The organism is Streptomyces sp. NPDC048142 (assembly GCF_043202835.1).
In the GTDB taxonomy this organism is placed as follows: domain Bacteria; phylum Actinomycetota; class Actinomycetes; order Streptomycetales; family Streptomycetaceae; genus Streptomyces.
This window is the reverse complement of sequence record NZ_JBIDBC010000018.1, coordinates 129815-153623: the sequence shown is the minus strand read 5'-3', so window position 1 is coordinate 153623 and position 23809 is coordinate 129815. Positions and strand designations below refer to the sequence as shown.

At 71.4% G+C, this 23809-nt stretch carries 19 protein-coding genes and 2 pseudogenes; 9 read left to right on the top strand and 12 right to left on the bottom strand.

Annotated features, from left to right (window positions below; translation table 11 throughout):
- The first annotated feature begins 78 nt into the window (after positions 1–78).
- From ACGF2Y_RS22815 to ACGF2Y_RS22800, 4 genes and pseudogenes are all read left to right on the top strand, one after another.
- Entirely contained in the window at positions 79–219 is a 141-nt protein-coding gene (locus ACGF2Y_RS22815) for a winged helix-turn-helix domain-containing protein (protein ID WP_392950387.1), read from the top strand.
- Between the two features lie 50 nt (positions 220–269).
- Positions 270–548, top strand: a pseudogene (locus ACGF2Y_RS22810) (IS630 family transposase); the annotation flags it as partial.
- 221 nt (positions 549–769) lie between these two features.
- Positions 770–1846 carry an IS110 family transposase gene (locus ACGF2Y_RS22805; RefSeq protein WP_392950384.1) on the top strand — a complete coding sequence of 359 codons (1077 nt, stop codon included), beginning with the start codon at positions 770–772 and terminating at the stop codon, positions 1844–1846.
- Positions 1847–1854: 8 nt separating this feature from the next.
- Positions 1855–2133: pseudogene (locus ACGF2Y_RS22800) on the top strand (transposase); the annotation flags it as partial.
- Between the two features lie 687 nt (positions 2134–2820).
- Here ACGF2Y_RS22800 and ACGF2Y_RS22795 read toward each other — a convergent pair.
- Entirely contained in the window at positions 2821–3474 is a 654-nt protein-coding gene (locus ACGF2Y_RS22795; protein WP_392950381.1) for a DUF4333 domain-containing protein, read from the bottom strand.
- Positions 3475–3606: 132 nt separating this feature from the next.
- Positions 3607–4485 (bottom strand): aminoglycoside phosphotransferase family protein, encoded by an 879-nt coding sequence (locus ACGF2Y_RS22790; RefSeq protein WP_392950378.1) that lies wholly within the window; start codon positions 4483–4485, stop codon positions 3607–3609.
- 184 nt (positions 4486–4669) lie between these two features.
- Between ACGF2Y_RS22790 and ACGF2Y_RS22785 the strand changes: the two genes are divergently transcribed.
- Entirely contained in the window at positions 4670–5566 is an 897-nt protein-coding gene (locus ACGF2Y_RS22785; protein WP_392950376.1) for an ATP-grasp domain-containing protein, read from the top strand.
- A 286-nt stretch (positions 5567–5852) separates the two neighbouring features.
- Here ACGF2Y_RS22785 and ACGF2Y_RS22780 read toward each other — a convergent pair whose 3' ends face one another.
- Positions 5853–7796, bottom strand: a complete 1944-nt coding sequence (locus ACGF2Y_RS22780; RefSeq protein WP_392950373.1) for an MFS transporter — start codon at positions 7794–7796, stop codon at positions 5853–5855.
- A gap of 208 nt (positions 7797–8004) precedes the next feature.
- On the bottom strand, positions 8005–10410 hold the full coding sequence (locus tag ACGF2Y_RS22775) for a serine hydrolase (RefSeq protein WP_392950371.1): 2406 nt from the start codon (positions 10408–10410) through the stop codon (positions 8005–8007).
- Positions 10411–10602: 192 nt separating this feature from the next.
- On the opposite strand from ACGF2Y_RS22775, the gene ACGF2Y_RS22770 reads away from it, so the two are divergent.
- The 3 genes from ACGF2Y_RS22770 to ACGF2Y_RS22760 all read left to right on the top strand — a co-directional run bounded on the left by ACGF2Y_RS22770 (position 10603) and on the right by ACGF2Y_RS22760 (position 12906).
- Positions 10603–11322, top strand: a complete 720-nt coding sequence (locus ACGF2Y_RS22770) for a GPP34 family phosphoprotein (protein ID WP_392950368.1) — start codon at positions 10603–10605, stop codon at positions 11320–11322.
- 288 nt (positions 11323–11610) lie between these two features.
- Entirely contained in the window at positions 11611–12468 is an 858-nt protein-coding gene (locus ACGF2Y_RS22765; protein WP_392950367.1) for a helix-turn-helix domain-containing protein, read from the top strand.
- Between the two features lie 231 nt (positions 12469–12699).
- Positions 12700–12906 carry a DUF397 domain-containing protein gene (locus tag ACGF2Y_RS22760; protein WP_392950364.1) on the top strand — a complete coding sequence of 69 codons (207 nt, stop codon included), beginning with the start codon at positions 12700–12702 and terminating at the stop codon, positions 12904–12906.
- A 141-nt stretch (positions 12907–13047) separates the two neighbouring features.
- On the opposite strand, the gene ACGF2Y_RS22755 is transcribed toward ACGF2Y_RS22760, so the two are convergent.
- Complete coding sequence (locus ACGF2Y_RS22755; RefSeq protein ID WP_392950361.1) at positions 13048–13989, bottom strand: hypothetical protein; 942 nt, start codon at positions 13987–13989, stop codon at positions 13048–13050.
- Positions 13990–14101: 112 nt separating this feature from the next.
- Here ACGF2Y_RS22755 and ACGF2Y_RS22750 point away from each other — a divergent pair, with 112 nt between their 5' ends.
- The gene (locus ACGF2Y_RS22750) at positions 14102–14884 is read left to right on the top strand and encodes an SDR family oxidoreductase (RefSeq protein ID WP_392950416.1); all 783 of its coding nucleotides are present in this window, start codon (positions 14102–14104) and stop codon (positions 14882–14884) included.
- A gap of 118 nt (positions 14885–15002) precedes the next feature.
- Here ACGF2Y_RS22750 and ACGF2Y_RS22745 read toward each other — a convergent pair whose 3' ends face one another.
- The 7 genes from ACGF2Y_RS22745 to ACGF2Y_RS22715 all read right to left on the bottom strand — a co-directional run bounded on the left by ACGF2Y_RS22745 (position 15003) and on the right by ACGF2Y_RS22715 (position 23804).
- Entirely contained in the window at positions 15003–16118 is a 1116-nt protein-coding gene (locus tag ACGF2Y_RS22745) for an ADP-ribosylglycohydrolase family protein (protein ID WP_392950359.1), read from the bottom strand.
- A 215-nt stretch (positions 16119–16333) separates the two neighbouring features.
- Positions 16334–17122 (bottom strand): inositol monophosphatase family protein, encoded by a 789-nt coding sequence (locus ACGF2Y_RS22740; protein WP_392950356.1) that lies wholly within the window; start codon positions 17120–17122, stop codon positions 16334–16336.
- Positions 17119–17745 (bottom strand): hypothetical protein, encoded by a 627-nt coding sequence (locus tag ACGF2Y_RS22735; RefSeq protein ID WP_392950353.1) that lies wholly within the window; start codon positions 17743–17745, stop codon positions 17119–17121. The genes ACGF2Y_RS22740 and ACGF2Y_RS22735 overlap by 4 nt, the downstream gene beginning before the upstream one ends.
- Entirely contained in the window at positions 17742–18599 is an 858-nt protein-coding gene (locus ACGF2Y_RS22730) for a carbohydrate kinase family protein (RefSeq protein ID WP_392950350.1), read from the bottom strand. Before ACGF2Y_RS22730 ends, ACGF2Y_RS22735 begins: the two co-directional genes overlap by 4 nt.
- A gap of 2 nt (positions 18600–18601) precedes the next feature.
- Positions 18602–19867 (bottom strand): DUF4145 domain-containing protein, encoded by a 1266-nt coding sequence (locus tag ACGF2Y_RS22725; protein WP_392950347.1) that lies wholly within the window; start codon positions 19865–19867, stop codon positions 18602–18604.
- Between the two features lie 70 nt (positions 19868–19937).
- On the bottom strand, positions 19938–21200 hold the full coding sequence (locus tag ACGF2Y_RS22720) for a hypothetical protein (RefSeq protein ID WP_392950345.1): 1263 nt from the start codon (positions 21198–21200) through the stop codon (positions 19938–19940).
- Between the two features lie 201 nt (positions 21201–21401).
- Positions 21402–23804: a tetratricopeptide repeat protein gene (locus ACGF2Y_RS22715; RefSeq protein WP_392950342.1), complete on the bottom strand. Its 2403-nt coding sequence runs from the start codon at positions 23802–23804 to the stop codon at positions 21402–21404.
- Positions 23805–23809: the final 5 nt, after the last annotated feature.

Here is a 23809-nt window from a genome sequence, read left to right as displayed (position 1 = left end):
GCATCGACTGCACAGCAGCCTCGGCTACCTCAGCCCCGCCGAGTACGAGACCGTACTCGCAGCCTGACCACCACACCAATGGTGTCCGTCAAAGCGGAGCAAGCTCAGTTGGTGCGTAACGGCTGGTCCTGCCAGGTCCCGGCCCGTCGTGCCATGGAGCGGGACGATGATGCGGTCGCGGGGTGGGTCAAGGAGGTGTGGCCCCGCGCGGAAGGTTAGCGGCGGCCCGTGGAGCCTGGCTCGTCTTTGAGGACGAAGCCGGCTTCTCCATGACGCCGCCGCACGCAAAAACATGGGCGCCACGCGGCCGCACCCCGGTGGTCCGGGTCCGGGGCCGTTCCCGCAGACGGATCTCCATAGCCGCGCTCACCTGCTACAAACCCGGCTACCGATCGAGGCTGATCTACCGGCCCCGCCGCGACGACAGCAGCCGGGACGGCCGCAAGAGCTTCTCCTGGCGCGACTACCGGGACCTGCTGATCGCCGCCCACCAGCAGCTCGACGGCCCCATCGTGCTCGTCTGGGACAACTGTGAGACTCATGGGGCACCGTCTGGGGCCAGGGTCTGACCCGTGGGACAACTGGCCAGGCTGCCTTGTTGAGGATCTGTCGGCCTGTGGTCCCAGGCGGTGCTTGCTGCCGCCGGACCGGCGGGCGTGTCCCGATAGGGGCCTTGCCGCACAAGGCACCGTCACAGTTCTGACCGCCCACCGGCCCGACGTCGGCCACAGCCCCGTGCCGATCGAGGAGCCGCGTGACCATCGCCAGCATGCCCCAGCCGACTCTGCCCGCACAGCGAGAAGAACCGCTGGCCGAGGACGTGATCCTGGGGGTGGACACCCACAAGGACGTACATGTCGCCGCCGTGGTCACCCCCCTCGGGACGCTCCTGGCCCACCAGCAGTTCCCGACCACCGCCGCCGGATACCGCCAACTCCTGGCCTGGGCACGCGCATTCGGCGTCCTGCGCCGAGCCGGTGTGGAGTGCACCGGATCCTACGGAGCGGCCCTGGCACGCTTCCTGAGCCGGGAGAACGTCCAGGTCGTCGAGGTCAATCAGCCCGACCGCGCCCTGCGCCGCAAGCGCGGCAAGACCGACGCCGTCGATGCGGAGGCCGCCGCCCGCGCGGTCCTGTCCGGACGCGCTGACGTCACGCCCAAGACCGGCGAGGGCCCGGCGGCCGACATGCGCGTACTGCGACTGGCGAAGGAGTCGGCCGTCAAGGCCCGCACACAGGCGAAGAACCAGCTCAAGGCCGTGCTGCTCGGTGTCGATCCCGCGCTGCGCGAGGCACTGTCCAAGCTCAGCAACACGGCCCTGATCGCCAGGTGCGCCGACCTTCCCGACGCCAGCGATGCTGCCGTCTTCACGCTCCGGTTGCTGGCCCGGCGCATCCAACAGCTGACCGCCGAGGTGAAGGAGCTCGCCCGCCGGGTTAGCAAGGCCGTCCGTCGCTGCCATCCGCAGCTCCTGGACATCATCGGCGTCGGGCCCGACAGTGCCGCTGCCCTGCTGATCGCCGCCGGCGACAACCCGGAACGGCTGGCCAGCGAGGCATCATTCGCCGCTCTGTGCGGCGTCAGCCCTGTCGAGCAGTCTTCCGGAAAGACCCAGCGCCGGAGGCTCAACCGCGGGGGCAACCGCCAGGCCAACGCCGCCCTCTACCGCATCGTCGTGACCCGCATCCGCCGAGATGCCCGCACCCGTCACTACCTCGAACGACGCACGAAACAGGGCATGTCGAAACGCGAGATCATCCGCTGCCTCAAACGCTACGTCGCTCGCGAGATCTACCGTCAGATCCAGCCGCCGTCGGCCCTTGCTGCCTCGTCTTCTGCCGCTTGACGCAACATAGGGGCATCCTCAACGTCCACAAAGCCGCCGGACTGAGAGAGTTCGCCGAAACCCGGGACTGGCTGACCATCTACTACCTGCCGCCCTACGCACCCGACCTCAACCCCGTCGAAGGCATCTGGTCACTCCTACGGCGCGGGTGGCTCTCGAACGTCGCTTTCAGCACCCCCGAGCACCTCGTTCAGACCGTCCGGCGCGGCCTGCGGCACATCCAGTACCGCAGCCACCTCATAGACGGCTGCCTCACCGAGACCGGCCTGACCATCCGACCTGCCTGATCAGCAGCACGACATCCCGAGTTCAACCTCAGTAACAGCCCGACTCCCACCCCTAGCCGCCAGGAACTCCTCACGCGGGGGTCGGTGGAGGCTCCCTACGGCAGGCTTCCGGATGCCGTGCTGGGCCGGGACGGCACTCTCTCGGCTCTGGCTGAAGCCGACGCGGCGAGCCTCCCACGCGTCCAAGCCCTGTCCGGAATGGGCGGAGTCGGCAAGACGACGGTTGCCCTGACTGCAGCTGACCAGGCCAAAGAAGCCAGTGCCGAAGTCTTCTGGATCCAGGCTGGATCCGCAGCGGCTGTGGCTGACGGGATGCGCCAAGTGGCCCTTCTTGCCGGGGCTTCAACCGAACACGTCGCCCATGCGTGGGAGAGAGGTGGACGGCCCGCAGCCGACCTTGTCTGGCGCCACCTGATGGCCCTGGAGCGCCCGTGGCTGCTCATCTTCGATGACGCCGACGATCTGGACGTGCTGTCCTGTCCAGGTGCTGCGCTGACAGACGCCACGGGCTGGACTTCTCGTCCGGGGCCGTTTGCGTGCGCGCGGCGGGGATGCGGCGGGCGATGTCCGTCAGCAGCTCGCGCGACAAGGCTGTGAGCGCGATGTCCGGCTGGGGTAGTACGCGGTCGGGCCGTCAGGGATCGAAGGCGTCGTGCGCGTCGAGACCGCCACGGGCCTTCCCCCAGGTCAGCCGTTCGGGGTGCTGTCGACCTTGAAGTTCATCCTGACAGTGCCGTTGAGGACCGACGTCGCGGTGACCGTCACGCCGTACCGCTTGCCGTCCGCGGCCAGTTGGCAGCGGACAACGGCGTTCACCCGGGCCGGGAGGTCCTGGGGGCAGGAGAAGGCGTCGGGGGCCTGGCCCGTCTGCGCCGTCAGGGCGGCCTTGCCCTGGCGGGCGACCTCCGCCTTGTCCACCGTCTGCGCCCCACCGCCACCGGCACTCGGCGTGCCGGAGGGCTGAGCGGGCTCCGTGGGCTCGCTGGGCTCCGGCGCTGCGGAGTCGCCCGCGCCGGGAGCGTCGTCGACCTTGAAGTCCATCTTGGCCTTGTCGTCCTCGACCGACGTCACCGTGGCCGTCATACCCTGCTTCCGGCCGCCCATGGTCAGCTCGCAGCGAACGGTCTCGCCGGCCTCGGCCTTGAGGTCGTCCTCGCAGGTGACGTCGTCGATCTCCCGGCCGATCTTCTTGCTCAGGGCCGCAGACGCCTGCTTAGCGACCTCGTCCTTGCTCACCGCCCCGGGACTGCCCACGCTCACCGAGCAGCCTGCGACGACCAGCACCGACAACACTCCCGCTGCCGCTCGCGCCACGATCCGGCTCCGCGCTGACTTCTGCATCGTTTCCCCCGAGATTATGTGCATGTCAAATATCTGGACGCGTCAACGTATCAGTCGGTTCCGGCCACGCGTTCCGGCCATACGACGCGCCCCGCCGGGGCCTGTCCGCTGCCCCGGAAGCCGGCCCTCCGCTCACCCCCGGGCCTTCCTCGGCCCCTCCGTGAGGATCTCGTCGATCACGTGCGCCGCGATCCGCGCCATCACCGGATTCGCGTCCCGGTAGTGCGCGAGCTCCATCAGGGCGATGGACAGCGCCCAGCCCCGCCCCCGCGTCCAGGTGGCGTCGTCGGCAGCGACCGCCGTACGGAACGTCTCCCTGGCCCCGGCCGTCAGCAGGTACCAGGCCGCGATCAGGTCGACGGCGGGCTCGGCCAGGCCGGTGCAGCCGAAGTCGATGACCGCGGTGAGGCGGCCGTCCGCGACCAGGACGTTGCCCGGCTGGAGGTCTCCGTGCGCCCAGACGGGCCGGTCCGTGAAGGGCGGGGCCGTCGACGCCTCGTTCCAGACGGCGGTGGCGCTCACCGTGTCCAGGACCCCGTCCAGGGTCGCGAGCGCCTCGCGGGTCGCCGTGTCGCGGGAGGCCAGCGGTTCACTGCGGTAGGCGGGCGGGGCGTCCACCGGGTCGATCCGGCGCAGCGCCAGCACGAACTCCGCCAGGTCCGCCGCGAGCAGGCCGGAGGACGAAGAGCCGTCGCCGGGGCCCGGGTTCGTACCGTCCAGCCAGGTGCAGACCGACCACGGCCGGGGAAATCCGGCGCCGGGAACGCCCTGCGCGAGCGGCACCGGTACGGGGACGGGCAGCCGCGGAGCCAGCAGCGGCAGCCAGCGGTGCTCCGTCGCCACATCCGCCGCACTGCCCTCGGTACGGGGCAGGCGTACGGCCTTGTCCGCGCCCAGGCGGTAGATCGCGTTCGCGGTCCCGCTCGCGTCGACCGCCGCCACGGGCAGGTCCGCCCAGTGCGGGAACTGGGCGGCGACCAGGCCGGATACGAGCGACGGTTCAATGATCATGCGGCGATCGAACCAAACGGCCCCTGGCTCGCACAACGCATCTCCCCCTGCCCGCCTCCGCCGTCGCCCCCTCACCCCGCCTCCCCATCAGCCCCTCGCCCCGGCCCGCCCCTCCGCGCCCCTCCGTGCCGTGCCGGAAAAATCGGTGGGGGTGCGGCGCACCCGTACGGAAGTATCTGCGGCCATGACCTGCCCGCCGCGCATCCTCCTCCTCCCGCCCCGGCTGACCGCCTCCGCCCGGACGTTACGTACCACCGCGCTGCGTCGCGGGCTGCGGATCATCGAGGCGACGGCCTCCGCCGTACCGGAAGGGCTGGGACGGCCGGGGTGGACGGCGAGCCCGGAGTGGGCGGGAAGGCCGGAGCGGGCGGGGTGGACCGGGGGCACGCGGAGCACAGGAAGCACCGGGAGCACAGAAAGTACTGGGAGCACCGGGAGTACCGGGAGTGAAGGGCATGCCGTACATCTGCACGCCGGGCCCTCCTTCGCCGACGTGGTGGCCCCCGCGCTCGGGATCGCCCTCCTGGAGGCGCCCGTCGACTGGCTCGCGCGGCTCCCGCAGGCGCTCACCCGGCGCGAGATCCGGGCGATGCCCATCGGCGAGGCGTACCGGCTGCGGCGCCCCGCCTTCGTCAAGTCGCCCAACGACAAGAGCATTTCGGCGCTCGTGTACGCGGACGGGTCCCGGCTGCCCGGACCGGACGCCGTGGACCCGGCGACCTTGGTGCTGGTGAGCGACGTGATGACGTTCGCCGTCGAGTACCGCCTCCATCTGCTCGACGGAGCCGTCCACACGGCCGGGCAGTACGCCGAGGCCGGCCGGCTCCGGCTCGGGCCGCCGGACGGCGACGCGCTCGCCTTCGGGCGGGAGGTCCTCGCGACCGCCGGGGAGACCCTGCCCTCCGCGATCGTCGTCGACGTCGGCCGGGACGACGAGGGCCGTTGGGCCGTGATCGAAGCCAACGCGGCCTGGGCGAGCGGGTGTTACGCGGCCGATCCGGACCGGGCCCTGGACACGGTCCTCCGCGCCGCCGGACCCGCCACGGACCTGTCGCCGCACGACCGCGGGTTCGTACGGTGAGGGCTCCTCAGTGGGAGGGCACTCTCATCCGGCTCATCCGGGCCGCCGCGCGTCACCCCGGTCCCGGCCCCGCTCCCAGCCCCAGCCCGGCCGAGGTCCCGGCCCCGGTCGATGAGCTGCACGGAGAGGACATCCCCCTCGACCGGCTAGCCGCGCACCGGGGCCCCGCTCCCCCGATGTCCCGCCTGGAGAGAGCGACCGCCCGGCCCGGCTCAGCCCGGCCCACATGAGCCCGGCTCAGCCCAGCCCCGCCCAGTCCAGCTCGCCCCGCCCCGCCCGGTTCAGCTCAGCTCAGCTCTTCCGGGCAGGGCGTGCCCGGCTGGAACTGGTACGGGGCCGCCAGCCGGTACACGCCCGGTCGCGGCGCGAGCAGCTCGGTCCACTCGTCGCCGTACGGGCCCTCCTCGACCTTGTTCAGGCAGCCGTGGGTGTTGAGATAGGTCTTCGGCGCGGTCTCGTCCTCCTGCGACCGCTCCTTGGACTCCTCGGTCTCCTGCGGACGCTCCACGCTCTTGCCCTCCTCGTCGACGAGGGCGAGCCAGCGCGAGTACGGGATCCGGATCAGCACCCGGCCCGCCGACTTCACGGTGATCGTCAGATCCCCCGCGCCCGCCCGCTCCACCGTCGCCGGCGGGTCGGCCAGGGGCACCGGGTCCAGGACCCGGAAGAGCTTCCAGTTCGCGTCGCCCCAGATCTCGCGCAGGTACGGCTGCCCCTGCTCGATCAGTGCCGCCTCCTGGACCGCTCCCGTGCCGTCCGGCCGGCCCTTGGGCAGCACCACGTAGTGCACGGCCCAGCGGTCCAGCCACTCCCGGTAGTTCACCGGGTCCAGCGTGTCGTCGTAGAAGAGCGGGTTGCGCTTCATGTCCGCCTGGCGGTTCCAGCCGCGGGCCAGGTTGACGTACGGGGCGAGCGCCGAGGCCTCGCGGTGGCTGCTCGCGGGCACGACCTCGACCCGGCCGCGCTCCGCCTCCACCTGCTGGAGCTGGTGCAGGAGCGGGGCCAGTTCGCGGTTCCAGGACGCGGCGGGGGCGGTCCGGACGAGGTCGTCGACGCTCTTGAAGCCGATCCAGAAGTTGAGCCCGGCGAAAGCCAGGACCAGGGCGTACCAGCGGCGGCTGCGCGGCACCGCGTACGGCAGGGCGGCGAGGAGCGCCACCCCGGCGAACAGCATCGCCATGCGGGTGATGTTCGACCCGATCTGCGAGTCGATGACGTACGTGAGCAGCGCTCCGAACCCGTAGACGGCGGCGGCGGTGCGGACCGTGCTCCAGTCGCGCGGTACGAGGGCGTACACGAGGACCGCGAAGAGGAACGGCAGCGACAGCGTCCCGAGCGACATCGGCTGCGTACCCGAGAACGGGAACAGCCAGGCGGACAGCCCCACCACGGCCACCGGGGCGAGCCCGATCGCGTACGCCCCGGGGCGTCGTTTGTGGAGGAACAGCGCCGCCGCGACGACGCCCAGGAAGAGTCCGGCGACCGGGCTGGACGCGGTCGCGAGCGCGGCGAGCGGCGCGGCGACGGCGGCCTTGGCCCACCGCTTGTACCGCCACCGGTAGGGCCAGCAGAACACCGCGGCCACCGCGCCGACGGCGAACATCATGCCGAGCCCGAAGGTCACCCGGCCCGACAGCGCGTTGCACAGGAACGCGAAGACCGCGGCGAGCGAACAGGCCAGCGGATTGCGGACGGCCGGGACCCGCACGAGGATCAGCGCGGTCAGCGCGCAGGAGAGCGTGCCGACGATCATCATCGTCGTACGGACGCCGAGCAGCGACATCAGGTAGGGCGACACCACGCTGTACGAGACGGGGTGCATGCCCCCGTACCAGGCCAGGTTGTACGCGGTCCCGGGGTGCCGGCCCACGAACTCGGCCCAGGCGTCCTGCGCGGCGATGTCGCCGCCGGTGTTGGCGAAGAAGAAGAACCAGAGGAGATGGAGGACGGCGGCGACCGCCGTCGCGATGGTGACGGGGTGCCGCAGCAGCCGTCGGGCCGCGGTGGGCGGCGGCTCGTGGGCGGGTCCCTCGGCGAGCTCTGGGGGCCCAGGCGATCCGAGCGACCCAGGTGAGCCGGGCGACCCGGGCGACCCGGCGGGATCAAGGGAATCAGCAGGTTCAGGAGAGTCCGGGACTCGGGGGGACGGCACGCGAACGTGCAGGGTGTCGCCCCCTGCCCCCGTGGTCTCGCCCGTCTCGCGGCCGGGCTTCGGCTCCGCGGTGGTCACTACGGCTCTCCCCGTCCTCCGCCGGCCCCGTACCTCTTCATGGACGCGTCCCAGCATCTTCATGGTCATGGACGCGTCCCGGCATCCTTGAGTTGTCCGGGGACGCTAACACGTACCTCAGACACGTATCCCTGTCATAAACGGACACGTATCCCTGTCATGAACGGGGAGGGGCGGGCGCCGCCGCCCACCCCTCCCACCGGGTGTCTCAGCCGATCCTGGTCAGCTTGTCGCCGAAGGCCGGCTCGGTCAGGTCGCTCTGCAGCACCACCGGCGCCGTGACCTTTCCGGTGCCGGTGCCCACGGTCACCACGCCGACCTCGCTCCCGGCCTTCGCGGCGTGCTCGATGCCCTTGCCGTTGTCCGTGACCTTGAGCTCGACCTCCAGGCCGGACCAGCCGACCGCCTTGAGGTTCTTGGTGGCGACCACCGGGGTCTGCCCGCCGAATCCGTTGTCCACGTACCCGACGACATCGCCCTTCTTCACCACCGTCGCCGAAGTGACGGCCTTCTGCGCATCCTTGATCAGCTTCAGGCTGTTCTGGAGGGACAGCTCCAGGCTGTCGTAGACCCGGCCGGTACCGGCCTGCTGGCCCATGACCGCTCCGTAGATCCACAGCATCTTGCCGTCGACCTTGGTGTTCGCGGACCAGAGCAGGTTGCCGCCCGCCGGGGTGGAGGAGCCGGTCTTGATGCCGCTCACGCCCGGCTGAAGCAGAATGTTGTTGTTGTTGTAGATCTTGCCGTCGATGCCCTCGATCTCGATCTCGGGCATGTCCACGATCTCCCGGAAGACCTCGTTGCGCATGACCGCCTGCGCCAGTTTCAGCTGGTCGGTGGCCGTGGAGACGGTGGTCTCCTTCAGCCCGCTCGGGTCCGTGTACGTCGACCCGGCCATCCCGAGCTTCTTCGCCGCGTCGTTCATCTTGTCGAGGAACGCGTCCTCGGAACCGGCGTCCCAGCGGGCGAGCATCCGCGCCACGTTGTTCCCCGAGGGGATCATCAGCAGCTGGAGCGCCTGCCGCTGGGTGAGCTCCTGCCCCTCGGTCAGCGGGGCCGTCGACTCGTCGGGACGCTTGGACTCGTCCTCCGCCTGCTGGTCGACGACGATCTTCTCGCCCTCCTCGTCACCCTTGAGCGGGTGCTCCTGAAGGATCACGTAGGCGGTCATGACCTTCGCGACACTGGCGATCGGGGCCGGCTTCTGCGCGCCCTCGGAACCGAGCGACCCGACACCGTCCACCATCACGGCGGACTGACCCTGGCCCGGCCAGGCCAGCTTCGTCGCCCCGCCCTCGAAGGTGTACGCCGGCTTCGCCGTGAGCTTCAGCGAGGGCTCCGGCAGCGGGCGCATCATCTGCACGATCGCAAAGACGATCAGCAGGAGGAGCACCAGCGGGGTCCAGATCTTGACCCGTCGGACGGCGGTCCGGACCGAGGTCTCCGGGGGCGGCGGGGTGTTCGTCAGCTCGGCGAGCAGGTCGAGCGGCGGCCTCGGCGGCAGCGGCTGCTGCCGGGTCCGCTCGGCCGCCGCCCAGGAGGGGGCGGCGGGCGCGGGAGAGGCGGGAGAGGCGGTCTCCGGGGTGCGCACGGGCGCCTCGGGGCCGGCCTCGGGTCCCGCATCGGCCTCGGCCTCGGCCTCGGGCTCCGGCCTGCGGGGCGCGGGGGCGGACGCGGACGCGGGGGCGGACCGTACGTCGTCGGAGCGCAGCGGCACGAACGTGCTCGTGCGCTCGGCCCCGCTCTCGGGCTTGCCCTCGCTCTCGCCCTTGTCTCCGGGCTTGTTCTTGTCCTCGGGCCTGTTCTTGTCCCCGGGCTTGCTCTCGTTCTCGGGCTTGCTCTCGTTCTCGCGCGGCGGGAGCTTCAGTGCGGTCGTCGCCTGGTCAACCCGCTCGGCCGGCCTGACCGCCTTGAAGATGGCGGTGGGCTGATCGATTCCTCGCAGGTCAGAGGCATCACCGGCGTCCGCCTCGGGCTTCGGCCTGTCGTCCGCCCCGGGCTTCGGCTCGGGCTTCGGCTTGTCGTCCGCCTCGGGCTCGGACTTCGGTTCCGCCGTCGCGGAGGGCTCGTCCTTGCCGTCGGTCCCGGGCTCCGCATCGGAGTCCGCGTTGCCCGCGGCCCCCGCCGGCTTGTCCTCGGCCTCGGCATCGACCCAGGCGGCCACCGCGGCACGCAGCCGGCCGTCCCCGGCCTCGGTCTCGGCCTCGGTCTCGGCCTCCGTCCCGGCCTTGCCCGCCGACCCCGCCGCCGGCGTCTCCGCGCCGGAGGCCTCCGCGTCCGCACCCGGGCTCGTACGGCTCTCGGCGGCTCCCGCGCCCTCCGGAGGCGTGGCGGCCTCCCCAGAGGCCGTGGAGGCCGCCACAGCCGCGCCCTCCGGCTCGGACACGGTCTCGGACGCGCCCTGCGGCTCCGCCCCGGGCTCGCGCCGGGCGGCGTCCTCCGGAAGCCGGGGACGGAACACAGCGGTCGCCGTATCGGACGTGGCGCCCGAGTCCGCACCCGCGTCCGCGCTCGCGCCGGGGTCACGGAACACGGCGAAGCGCGGGTCGCGTTCCTCCGCAGCCGTCCCCGACGACTTCTGCTGCTCCGTTTTGTCGGGGGACTCGCCCGCCACCGATGCCTCCTCATGCGCTGCGGGGCACACCCGCGCTGTCCGAACCATCTACCAGTGTCCTGTGTGAACCCCTGGCCGAGCTGCTAGACGAGAACGACATACCTACTGGTTCCCTTACAAAGCAGTCAGGCGCTCTCGACAGATGAATGTGAGAGGGGTCACCCTGTCAGACATCCACGCGGGGAGGCATGGATGGGCAGGAGCCGCAGAACAATCCCGGAGGAGCTTCTGTTGCTCGCTCTGGACCCGACCACGGGTACCACAGCGCAGCCGCAGTCGCTCGACCTCGGCCTGGCCGGGGCACAGCTAGTGGAGCTGGCTCTGGCAGGACGGATAGCCCCTGACGGGGATCGTATCGCCGTGGTGATGCCACGGCCGACAGGAGATCCGACTCTGGACTCCGCACTGGAACTGCTGCGCCGTCGCGGCAGCCCGGTCCGGGCGGTCCACTGGATCGGCGGGCCCCGTCTGGGGCTGCGCCAGATCTATCTCGCTCATCTGGAGCGGTGCGGCATGGTTCATGCCGTGGCGGGCCAGATGTGCGGAGTGCTGCCGACGACTCGCTACCAAGCGACGGAGACGGCGATCAGCCGGGACATCAGAAACCGGCTGGACAGCGCGATCCGCACCGGCGTACCGCCGGACCCGCGGACCGCGGCGCTCGCCGCACTGGCCCACGCGGTCGGACTCGGCAAGCACCTGTACCCCGGGAACGAGGGGCGCTCATCGCGCTCCCGGCTCCGGGACCTGATCAGGCACGACCCGATAGGCGGTCTCGTGGCGCACGCCGTGCTGGACGTCCAGAACGGTGTAGCCGTCCAGCCACGCCGTACGCAACAGGCAGCGGGCGTTCCGTTGCAGCCGCAAGCACAGGCCCGTCGCGGCAGCATGGCGCACACCGCCGCGAGCTGACCGCCCGGACCTGGAAACACCGGATACCGAACACCGAACACCGAAACAACAGCACACCGCCGTACCGCCGTCAGTCATCACAGGACCCGGTCCGGGAGCCGCACCACGCACGGGGCAGCCGGTAGTCACCATCACCGGCGGCCCCGTGCGCTTGTGCGCCGTCCCGCGCACCGGTGCGTACGCCCCCCACGGTCCGCGTGTGGCCGTTTCCCAGCGCGGCCGGGGCAAGGGGTGGCAATCTGCTGAGCAGTAGATACGCACAGCTACATAGCCGGAGGTGCCGTTTCCGTGCCGTCCAACGTCAATCCCACTGTCAGGCGACGCAGGTTGGGCCAGGAATTGCGCCGCCTGCGCGAACTCAAAGGCATGACGGCCGAAGAGGTGGCGGAGCGGCTGCTGGTCTCGCAGTCGAAGATCAGCCGCCTGGAAAACGGCCGCCGCTCCATCAGCCAGCGCGATGTGCGCGACCTCTGCGGGGTGTACGAGGTCGAGGACCATCGCATCGTCGACTCGCTCATGCAGATGGCGAAGGACTCCCGCCAGCAGGGCTGGTGGCACGCCTTCGGCGACATCCCGTACAGCGTCTACATCGGCCTGGAGACCGACGCGGAGTCACTGCGGGTGTACGAGCCCCAGATGGTCCCGGGCCTGCTCCAGACCCGGGCGTACGCCGAGGCCCTGATCAGCGGCGCGCTCCCCGAGGCCCCTCCGTCGGACATCGAGAAGCGGGTCAACGTACGTTCGCGGCGGCAGGACCGGGTCAACGCGCCGGAGAATCCGCTGCGGCTGTGGGCCGTGATCGACGAGTCGGCGCTGCGCCGGCGGGTCGGCGACAAGCAGGTGATGATCGACCAGCTGGAACACCTCGTCGAGCAGTCGCACCTGCCGCACGTCACCGTGCAGGTGCTGCCGTTCGACATGGGCGCGCACCCGGGCATCAACGGCCAGTACGCGATCCTGGAGTTCCCGGACGCCGCGGACTCCAGCGTCGTCTACATCGAGGGCGTCACGAGCGATCTCTACCTGGAGAAGGCGAACGACGTGCAGCGCTACAGCGTGATGTACGAGCACCTGCGGGCACAGGCGCTGAACGTGGAGCAGACCAGGGAGTTCATCAGCAGGATCGCCAAGTCGTACACGAGCTGACACGTCGTATACGAGCCAATCCGGGAGTGATGGGGAGCGACGGGCGGGAGCGGGCGGGAGCGGGCGGCGGGATTTTACACCGCCGCCCACTCTCCACGGAAGGCATACCAGGGAAAGATCATCCGGTCGAGTGAACGGCCATCTCATGGACGGGGCTTGGCGAGTAGCGTCGATCACGCCAATCGGAATCAGGTTGGTGCGACTCACCCAACTCTCTGAACCGGAGTGAACATGGCAATTCTTCAGGGTGCTACGGACAAGTGGACGAAGTCGTCGTACTCCGGGGGCAACGGCGCGTGCGTCGAGGTCAAGTCCCCGGTCGCGCGGTCCATCGCCGTACGTGACTCGAAGGCCCCCGAGGGCCCCTCACTGACCTTCGTCCCCGGCGCGTGGAACGCGTTCGTGCGCGATGTCGCCACGGGCACGGTAGACGCCTGATCACGCACCACCGGTCACCGCGTCACAGCCGTACCGCCTCACAGCCGTACCGCGTCACCGCATCACCGCATCACCGCATCACCTGATGGAGCCCTCTCGACCGGTTCGCCGTCCTGGCCGAGGGGGCTCGGCATGATCCGCTCACCGCAGCAGGTCGACGTACCGGTCCGTCCCCGGCACGGTCGGCACGAACGGGGCGACCAGCTCGACCCGCCCGAGACCGGTCTCCGCGACCGCCCCGTCCAGACCGGTGAAGTGCTCCTCCCAGCAGGTCCGCGGGTCCTCCTGGAGGAACCACAGCAGGGTCAGCCGGGTACCGATCCCCTCGACCTGCTTCACGTACGTCATCCGGTCGCCGGGCAGGGGCGTCGGCCGGAACACCGTGACCATGGCCGCGGGCGACCCCTTCAGCCGCTTCGGGAGATGGCGTGAACGCAGCCATTCGAGCAGCTCCGCCCGCTGTCCGGGCCCCTCGGCGTCGACGACCTGGAGGACGAGGCCCGCGTACGGGTGGTCGAGGGCATGGAAGTCCCGGGGTCCGGCGGCTCCGTCGCGGTAGGCAGTGGCCTCGTGGTCCTGGAAGGCCGTGAAGACATGGGTCCGGTCCTGATAGACCCGGCCGTCCCGGTTCAGCCGCTTGTTGATGGCGACGGTCCACTTCATGTGGTCGTCGTAGCGCCCCTCGGTCACCCAGTACGTCGACAGGTAGCATCCCGCGCCGACCGGCCGGGCCACCGCCGACTTCTCCGGATACCGCAGCTCCTGGAGGTCTTTGGTGGCCACCCAGCGCCGCCCGGCGAACATCCACGGCATCGCCGTCGCGCCCGCGTAGTAGTGGTCGTCCTCATACCAGCGGTTGTACGCGTACTCATGGCCCGGATGCGGTTCGACCATGGTGATCAGGGCGTGCCCCGGGCGCACCCCGTACGGCCCGGCCCCCGCCAGCTCCGCGTACCGCTCGCTTCCCTCCCCACCATCTCTCCTGCCGCTTCCCGCCCCACCGTCTCCCCTGCCGCTTCCCACCCCACCGTCTCCCCTGCCGCTTCCCGCCCCACCGCGCGCCGTCCCGGCGTCATCGGTCATCGCGTCTGCCCGCCTTCCTCTTCCCTCTTGACCTCTTGACCTCTTCCATCAGGTCCCGGCCCCCTCTACTCTGACGGTCCGTCAGATGGACCGCCAGGGCCGGGAGGCGCCGATGTTGCTCGCGGGGAAGACCGTCATCGTGTCGGGCGTCGGGCCGGGGCTCGGGCACCGGGTCGCGGAGACCGTCGTCCGGGACGGCGGGCGCGCGGTGCTCGGAGCGCGTACGGCGGCGAACCTGGCCAGGTCGGCGGCGGAGATCGACCCGGAAGGCCGGCACACGGCCCATCTGCCGACCGACATCACGGACGAGACGCAGTGCGAGGCGCTGGCCGCGCTGGCGGTCGAGCGGTTCGGGGGGATCGACTCGGTGGTCCATGTCGCCGCCTGGGACAGCTACTTCGGCGGGCTCCGGGACGCCGACTTCGCCACGTGGCAGTCGGTCATCGACGTGAACCTCCTGGGGACGCTGCGGATGACCCGGGCCTGTCTGCCCGCGCTCAAGGCGCGGGGCGGCTCGGTGGTGGTGATCGGCACGCAGTCCGCGGTGGCCGCCCCCTCCCAGATGCGGCAGGCAGCGTACGCGGCGTCCAAGGGGGCGCTCACCTCGGCGATGTACTCGCTCGCCCGGGAGCTGGGCCCGGACCGGATCCGGGTCAACGCGGTGCTGCCGGGCTGGATGTGGGGCCCGCCGGTGCGGGCGTACGTCCAGTTCGCCGCGCGCTCCGAAGGCGTACCGGAGTCCGAGGTGCTGGCCCGGCTCACCGAGCGGATGGCATTGCCGGAGCTGGCCACGGACGGGGATGTGGCGGAGGCCGTCGTCTTCCTGGCCTCCGACCGGGCCAGGGCGATCACCGGTCAGTCGCTGCTGGTCAACGCGGGCGAACTGATGCGCTGACGTGCCGACATGCCGGCGTGCTGAGACGCCAATGTGCTGACGCGCCGACATGCCGCCCACCTGACGCACGCGCACCCCAGGACAGAGGCCCGACCCCAGCCCTCCAGCCCCCAGCCCCTCAGCCCCGTGGGTAGCGGGCCAGCCAGCCCGGGGCGACGGCCGTCGGACTGTGCAGGGCGGGGCCCTGGGTCATCTCCATCGCGAAGTCGTCGGCCAGTTCGAGGAGCGTGGCCCGCCCCTCCAGCTCCGCGAGCCAGGCCGGCGGCAGCGCGGTCTCTCCGTGCAGCGCCCCGAGCAGCGCCCCGCAGACCGACCCGGTGGCGCGGGAGGGACCACTGTGGTTCACCGCGAGCCGCAGCCCGTGCCGGACGTCCTCGCTGACCAGCGCGCAGTACACGGCGACGGCGAGGACCTCCTCGGCGGCGTCGCCCGCGCCCAGCGCCTCGATCAGGGCCGGGCCCGGGATGCCCTGCCGCACGGAGCCGAGGGCCTGCCGCAGGGCCTCGGTCACCGGCTCGTGGCCGGGGCGTTCGGCGAGCAGGGCCAGCACGTTCCGCACGGAACCGTCCAGGCTCTCGCCGCGCGCGAGCCCGTGCACGAGTACGGCGAAGGCTCCGGCGGCCAGCTGGGCTGCGGGGTGGCCGTGGGAGTGGGCCGCGCACTCGACGGCCAGTTGAAGCACGAGCCCCGGTTCCCAGCCCACCAGGAGCCCGAACGGCGCGGACCGGGTGAGCGCGCCCGCGTCCCGGGCGGTGGGGTTCTTCGGCCGGTCCAGGGTGCCCATGACGGTGTCGCCGAATCCGCTCAGGCATTCCCGGGCGGGGGCGCGGCGGGCGTAGAGCCACTCCTCGGCGGCCAGCCAGCCGTTGTCCTCGCGCCGTTCGTCGGGCCCCCAGTCGTGCTGGGTGGCGGCCCAGCGCAGATGGGCCCGGTGCACATCGGTGGGCGGGTGCCAGGCCCCGGTGTCGCGGCGGACCTGGGCACGGATCAGCCCGTCGACGGTGAACAGGGTGAGCTGGGTGAGGGCGGTGACGGCGCCGCGTCTGCCGTGCGCGGGGACGTAGTCGGTGACCCCTTCGGCCCCATGGGCGGCGCGGATCTCCTCCAGCACCAGCCCGCTGACCCCGGCCCCGAGCGCGTCCCCGACTGCCCCGCCGAGCAGGGCCCCGCGGACCCGGCTGCGGAAGTCCTGCTGTTCGGCCCGGCCCCAGACCGCCGTGGTCCCTGTGCTCACCCCGTCCCCCTCCCCGTCCCGGCCCGCGCCCGGCGCCGCGTGCGTCCGCGCGGGCCCACTGCGGGCGACCGCGCAAGCACTGTAATCGAACGGGAACGGGCCGCAGAGGGGGCGACCTGGGTACGTACGGGTATGTCGACGGACGTCCCGCAGGTCGTTTTTGACCGGGTGAGTACGTGGCACCCTCGCCTGTCCCGCAGCCCCTGAAGGGGCCGTCAGCTGTCGAGCGACTCCCAGAGCGCGATGAGCTCCCGGGCGACCGGGCCGGCGCCCGCAGCCAGGATCGGGGACTGCGTGGTGAAGGCACCCCCGCCCGCTCCCAGCACCGTCCCGCCGCGCTCCCGCACCAGGGCGACGCCCGCCGCCACGTCCCAGGGGCCCGGGTCGAGGCAGACGCAGGCGTCCAGCCAGCCCTCCGCCACCCCCACCAGATCCAGGCTCATCGCACCTTGCAGCCTGATCCGGTGGGCCACGTCGTACAGCCGGCCGATGAGCCGGGCGGAGCGTGGACGGCCGGAGCCCGTTCCCGTCAGGCCGACCACCGCCCCGGAGAGACTGCGGCTGCCCTGCACGCCCGCAGCCTTCGCTCCCCCGGCTCCCGTACTCCAGCGCCGGCCGAGAGCGGGTGCGTGCACCACACCGAGCACCGGCATCCCGTCCACCACGCAGGCGAGCGAGACGGCGTACCCGGGGGCTCCACGGGTGAAGTTCATCGTGCCGTCGATGGGGTCCAGCAGCCAGCACGTATCGGGTACTGGGCCCGCGCCCGCCGATTCCTCTCCGACGACGGGGATCTCCGGCGTGCGATCCACGAGAATACGCGTCATCCGCCGCTCCACCTCGATGTCGGCATCGGTGACTTCCTCCCCCGAAGGCTTGAACCGCCTGTGCGTCCAGAGCCGCCCCGCCCCCTCCCCGGCCAGCCACTCCGCCCCGGCGTCCACGGCATCCCGGGCGAAGCGGTGCAGGGCGGGCCCGTCGTACGGCAAGTGCCGGGGACTCATACGGCGGAGACCGGTCGCTCGGCCAACTTCTCCGCGTGGGCGCCGTGCTCCCCCATCACGTAGAAGCTGAGCCGGTCGAAGGCCCACTCGTCGGGTACGCGGGTGCGTTCGGGAGCGGTCCGTACGAGTTCGAGAGCGGTGGCTTCATCGGTGCGCCCGAGCGTGATGTGGGGTGCGTAGGCGTCGCCGGTGTAGCGGTAGCCGTACCGGGCGAAGCTGACACGTTCGGACTCCGTGAACCTGGAGGTGTCCTTCGAGGTATCGAACGCCTGCCGGTCGAGACGGGGGGCGAGGCCGTCGAGGACGACTTCCTGGAGCTTCTCCAGCAGCGCGGGCCGTTCGACGGACATGAACAGCCAGCCGGTCGGCTGGTACACGATGCCGACGGACGCGAGCGACAGCTGTCCGGGCAGGCTCACGGACGCTCCGATCCTCACCAGTTCCCGCTCGGGTGCCAGATTGTCCTCGAAAGGCCCCTGAAAAACGGTCAGATGGGGCAGGTTTCCGTTCTCGCTCAGTGGCGGTTGCAGGGGGCGCTCACCTCCCAGACTCTGTTGCAGCCGGATGGCGGCGCGCGTGTGGTCCGCGCGCGGAAGCAGGGCGACACCAAGCCACCTGGTCATGGATGAGCTCCTATCTTCGTGATCACGTGCAACGCGGCGTCAAGCCCTCGGCGCATGCACGTGGACGGCGGCTCGCCGAACAGCCAGCCGGCGATGACCCCGGCGTTGAAAGCGTCACCGCCCCCGGTACGGTCCACGGGCTCCACGGCTGTCGTCGGTTCGCGCACCAGCGCACCGGACGGTGCGGCCCAGAGGGCGCCCTCGGCGCCCTGCGTCAGAATCACCTCTCCCGACAGCCGCTCCGCGTAGCGCAGGGCGGTACCTGCGGCGTCCTCCGGCCGGGCGCGGGGAAGCCGGCCCGCCTCGTCGGCGTTCATCAAGTTCAGCCCCGGTCCCTTGGCCAGCTCGCTCATGTCCCGACCGTTCCACTCGACCGAGACGGTACGGCCGGTCCGGCGTGCGAGACCCACGACGCGGCCGAGCTCGGGCGTGGGCACTCCGACGACGTGGACATGGTCCACGGCCACCACGTCCGACTCCGTCACTGCCCGGAACGCCTGATCGCGGTCGGCGCCGGCGAACGTCATCATCCGTTTGCCGGTCCCGGACGAGATCACGATGGCCATACTTGTCCGCAAGGAGGTGTCCACTCGCATCAGTGCCGTGTCCACACCTCCGTCCCGCAGATCGTCCAGGCACAGGCGCCCCAGCGCGTCATCCCCCACCGCTGACACGAGCCTGACCTCGCAGCCCTGACGGGCCAGCCCCAGGGCCGTGTTCGCCGCCGACCCACCGGGACGCGCCGCACATGCCTCGCCCCGGACCTTCTCGTGCTCCTGGGGGAAGTTCTCCGCCTGCACGATGATGTCGAAATTGGTCCCGCCCAGTACCAGGACGCGTTTCTCGCCGGTCACGGTCACGGGTCCCCCAGGCGGTAGCTCTCGAACAGGACGTGGCGCACCAGCCGCTCCCGGCTGCTCCGGGTGCTCTGGAGAGGGAACGAGGCGTGTGCGATCAGCTCATCGACGGTGGTCTCGAAGCGATCCACGTCGGCACCCATGTCGTGGAAACGGCGCATCAGTTCACGGAAGAGATCGTTCGGCCGGAAACCGATCGAGGACAGCCAGGCGCGGTTCGCGACGAGCACGTTGGCAGCCGCCGACCGTAACCGTGCCTGGGCCGGGGCCGGAAGCATGTCGGAGTTCAGCAGCTCGAAGTAGTCGTCCTCATCCCGGGCGTGCATCCGAAGGTTCTGTCCGCCGACGGCCAGGACGTCCCGGTTCAGATGAAAGAGTTCGAGACCGAGGTGATGCGGCACGTCGAGAATCCGTACCCCCCTCTCCCGTAACCCGGCCTCGTCCGTGGCGAAGGCGGTGAGGACATTGGCGAACATGTCGCTGTACCTCGGTACGGCGATCTCCGCGCCTGCCGGGTCGGCAAGGAATTCCTCGGCCGTCGCGCCACCCCAGCGTCCGCCACGCGCCGCGAGAAGATAGAAGTTCCGGCCCCCCATCGAGTGGCCGAGGCGGCCCACGGAGGCCACCCGGTGCGCCAGCTCCTCATCCTCCTCGATCATGCTCAGGAGCCGTTGCTCGTTGTAGATCGCCAGGTCCAGTCGCCCCTCCGCGACCTCGCTGACCAGCTGGTCCGACCACGGAAGCTGTACGCACACCAGGCGGTGGCTGCGTCGGGCGAGCACCTCGTCGAAGCCACAGCCCAGAATCAGCGCCTTCACTACGATCAGGGTGGAGTCGGCCAGGCGGCTCGTCCCGGCCGTGTTCTGCACGGCGGCCAGCGCCTCACGCCCCTCGCTCTCGGCGAACGACGAACTGGTCCGTCCGTACCAGGCCGCCAGCTGCGTCAGGGCGTTGAGACAGGGCTGCACGTCCTCGGCGGAGATCTCGTCACCCGAGCCGTCGAGGGCGTGGCTGCCGAAGTTGCCGTAGTTCTGGATCGTGCGGATGGCCAGCACCATCTTGGGCGGTACGACCCCTCTGGCCGTGAGGACCGTGAGCAGGGATTCGAGCGTCGGCTTGGATCCGACGGCTTCTCTCATCGCAAGGTCCAGAAGAATCGCCTCCGCCGCCCGCCGTGCCGTGCTGAGGAACACCTCTGGGTCCGATTCGGCATAGCGCAGGGCCTTCTTGTAGAGCCGGAGAGACTCGCCCTCGTTGACCGTCACGTCGACCGTGTCCTGTTCGGCAGTTTGTACCTGATGCTAACAACTGGGCTTTTGCGCACATCGGTTGTTCTCACTCGTCGGAGGTGCGGCTCCCGCGCAGCGAGGCGAGGACGAGGCGTCCGTACCGAGTGGTGAAGGCGGCCGCCGTGGCGACGAAGGCGACGGCCAGAGCAAGAAGAAGGTGGAGGGGGTCGTCGTCACCGAGCACCTGCAGGATGCTCAGGGCGGTGCCGAGCGGCAGGCCGAGAATCGTCAGCACACCGAGGGCGCCGGCGATCTGTTGCCCGTCCTGCGTCTGGACGATCCGGGAGTAGTCGGCGGCCTCCGCGAGGATCTCCTCGAACCGGGCGGGCAGCCGGTACTGCTCGTGATAGGCGAGCAACAACTCGTTGGCCGGGCCGTGGGCAGTGAGGTGTTGACGCCAGTAGGTACTCCGGAACCCGGCGATGTCCCGTTCGAGTTCGGTGACGCGCCGGGCGAGCCCGGGGCCGTCGAAGACCCCGGAGAGCCCGTCGGTCAGCTCGTCGATGTGGTCGCGCTGCGCGATACCGAGAAGAAGGGCGTCCAGGTAGACGGAACGGACATGCAGGGCTGCGAAATCGTAGAAGTCTCCGTCGCCCTCGTCGGGACGATGGCCGAGGAACGCCGCACCGTGGCGCAGGACGAGAGCGCTCCAGTCGGCCGAGATCCGCACGGCACGATCACGCTGGCCGGGGAGCTGCTCCGGGGCGGTGGGGAAATCCATCTCGTTGGAGCGGGAGGCCAGCGCCCAGAGCCAGCGGTCGGCCGTCTCCGGAAGCACACCGTCGGAGCGCACAGCGGCGGTCTCGGCGGGGCCTGGGGTCAGGAAGGCAACGGTGTACGGGTGTGTGGCGGCGCCCATGTCCATCGGCGAGGCGACACCTGCGAGAAGGACGTCGGGAGCGAGCGGGCCGTCCAGCGGGGTGGGCCCGGCGCCCGCCCGCCCTCCCAGCGCCCGGAGTACATCCAGCAACCCCGCCGAGGGGATGCTGAAGTGCAGGACGGCCTGGGCGTGGTGCGGATGCGGCTCCGTCGGGGTGCGCAGGATCTCCAGGCCGTGCAGATGGAGGGGACCGTGGACGACGTCGACGAACAGGTGCCAGCGGCGCGGCCGTTGTGGCGAGCCGTACAGCGCGCGCCCCGCAGCCGGGGTGAAATACGTCTGGCGCGATGCCACATCCGTGCGGTGGCCGCCGGCCTCGAAGGGAATGGGGCCCTCGGCCCACACATCGGGGTCGCCGTGGAGCCGGACCGGAATGATGAGGCTGACCGACTGCCGTAAGCCGACGCCGGAACCCAGGTCGGCGGTCATCCGTGCCCTGCCCGGTAAGTGCGGCCTCCGTGCCTACGATGTTCGCGCACCGACGCCCCCGTCTTCAGTGCTCGCTGTACAAAGCAGGGAAAGGATACCGGGTTCCGCTCCACCGGCGGCAAGGGTTTTCGTGGCCGCTTCGGCATCGCCACCTCCCCTCGTCGCGTCCCCTCGTCGCGTCCCTTCGTCGCGGCCTCGCCGTCACGCCTCCCCCAGCCGCTCCCGCTGCGCCCGCGCCCACGCGTAGTCGGGGTCCAGCTCCAGCGCCCGGTCGAGGTCCGCCAGCGCCTCCGGGATACGGCCGAGCGCCTCCTGCGCGAGGGCCCTGCTGCCGTGTGCCCAGGTGTAGCCGGGGTCCATGGCAAGGGCCCGGTCGTAGCAGGCGACGGCCTGTTCGGGCCGGCCCGTCGCCCGGTACACCTCGCCCCGCTCCCCCTCGGTCCCGGCCCGGCCGGGCGACAGCTCCTCGGCCCGGTCCAGGTCGGCGAGGGCGCCCACCGGGTCGCCCAGGGCGGTGCGGACCCGGGCCCGCCGGACCAGCGCCCAGGCGTATTCCGGCCACAGTGCGATCGCCCGGTCGAAGTCGTCGAGCGCCTCCTCGTGCCGGCCCAGCACATGGCGGACCAGGCCCCGGCTGCCGAGGGGCACCGCGTCGGACGGGTCCAGGGCGTGTGCCCGGTCCAGGACGGTCAGGGCCTCCTCCACGCGGCCCATCCGCCGGTAGGTCTCCCCCCGCTCGCGTACCGCCCAGGCCCAGGCGGGCGCGATCTTCTCGGCCCGGTCCAGATCGGCGAGGGCCTCCTCGTAGCGGCCGAGCGACCGCAGGATCACCGCCCGGCCCTGGTGGGCGCGTTCGCTGCGCGGGTCCACGGCTATCGCCCGTGCGTGGTCGGACAGCGCGGCGTCGAGCTCCCCGGCGCGGAAGCGGTCCCAGGCGCGCACCACGAGGGCGGCGGCCCGGTCCGTGTCGGCCAGCTCGGCCCGGGTCAGCAGGAGCCCGAGGGCGGCGGTGGGGCGGGGGCCGTGGTCCGTTATGGCGGCCAGCAGGTCCCGGCCCCAGTCGCGCAGTACGGCGTTGTCGGCGTCCTCGCCCGCCTCTGCGAGGGTCCGGGCCCAGTAGCGGGCGCGGGACGGCGCCTGCCCGCACAGCTCGATCCCGGCCCGCAGGGCCTCGGGCAGCGCGGTACGGGGGCGGGCGCAGAGCCGGTGGTACAGCACGTCCAGGGCCGCCCGGCGCCAGGGCTGTTCGGCCCAGAGGCGTTCCGGGTCGAGGCCCTCGGCCGCCGCGTCCCGCCGGACGGCGAAGGCGTCGGCCAGCCGGTCGTGCGCGGCCTTCCAGCGCTGCGGCGATCCGGTGCGCTGGAGGCGGAGCATCGGGGCCCGCACGACGGCGTGGTAGCGGGAGTGGCCGGAGTGTCGCTCGGCGACGAACGGCAGCTCGTGCAACCAGTCGTAGAGATCGGGCACGGCGTACGGCCCGTTCCGCGGTGCGGCCACGGCGACCGCGACGAGGTCCTCGTCGAACCGGCGGGGCAGCGCGCAGGCCAGCGCGGCCGCCCGGCGGGCCGGGTCGCTCTCCCCGGCCAGGAACCGTTCGACGGCGGTGGCGTTCGCCTCACCGGCCGCCCCGGGGTTGGCGGCGAGCGTGGAGACCAGGACGGGCAGCCCGCCGGAGAGCCGCAGCACCTCCCGTACGACGGACTCCGTCACCACCCCGCGCCCGTGCAGGAGTTGGCGCGACTCGGCCTCCGTGAACGGCCCCAGCGGTACGTCCGCGACCAGACGGCTCCGGTCGCCCCAGTGCACGGGGTCCAGACGCCGCTGGCCGGCCAGGGTCAGGACGAGGTTGGCGGGCAGGTCGCCGTACCGCCCGGGGGTCAGCAGGTCCGCCAGCCACCGGTCCAGCTGGGGCGCGGTGCGCTCAAAGGTGTCCAGGAACAGGGCGATCCAGGGCACGGCGTCCGCGACCCGGTCCAGCTCGGCGACGAACACCGGGGTGAGGACCCGTACCGGTTCCGCCAGCAGCAGGGCCTCCTCCTGCTGCCGGGCCCGCCCCCCGAACACCGCCCGCAGTCCGCCCGCGCCCCGCGCCACCACCGCCGGGTCGATGCCCCCGGTCAGCGCCCCGACGACCGGTATCGCCCCGGCCGCGATCAGCCCGGCCTGCGCGGCGGCGAGTGCCCCGGCCGAAGGGTCCCCGGCCGGCGCCCCGCTGTCCGCCGCCAGTCGGCCGGCCGCGTCGTGGCGCGCGCGCCGGTAGGTGGCGAGCAGCCGGTCCAGCGCCTTGAGCGGGTGTCCCTGCCCGGCGAACTGCGCGGCGATGGCGGCGAGTACGTCCGGCACGGAGTCGGCGCTCTCGTCGACCGACGCGGTCAGCGCCCCGAACTCCCCTGCCGCCTCCCGCCATTCCCGTACGAGCGAGGTCTTGCCGACCCCGGCGTTGCCCCGCACATGGAAGACGAACCGGTGCCGGGGGTCCTCCGGCGGCAGCGTGAAGTTGGCGCGGAACAGGCCGAGTTCGGACTCGCGCCCGACGAAGGCGGCGCGGCGCTGCCCTTCGACGATCTGCTGGAGGGAGAGGCGGCGGGGGCTCGGCGGATGCATGGGCC